Below are 205 nucleotides of genomic sequence, written 5' to 3'. Positions count from 1 at the left end.
GTATCAATACGCCATGGGCACGGTCATAAGTGGTAGAGACATCCTCAATATTTGATATAGAGACGTTACGTAAAGCAGCTTTACCGTCGATAATTATTTGTGCTGGATGATCAGCCCGTGTGTTGTTATCGCCACCATAGCTGAAAGCAGCATAGGCAATATCTGCCTCACCAGTGGAAGGTATGCGCACATACCCCCAGTCACC

1 protein-coding gene is annotated in these 205 nt (G+C 46.8%); it reads right to left on the bottom strand.

What is annotated here, in order from left to right; translation table 11 throughout:
* A partial coding sequence (locus RJ41_RS19210; protein WP_039222391.1) for a hypothetical protein occupies positions 1–205 on the bottom strand: 205 nt, incomplete at both ends.

The organism is Alteromonas marina, assembly GCF_000808575.1.
GTDB classification, from domain to species: domain Bacteria; phylum Pseudomonadota; class Gammaproteobacteria; order Enterobacterales; family Alteromonadaceae; genus Alteromonas; species Alteromonas marina_A.
This window is presented reverse-complemented; position numbering and strand designations above follow the sequence as displayed.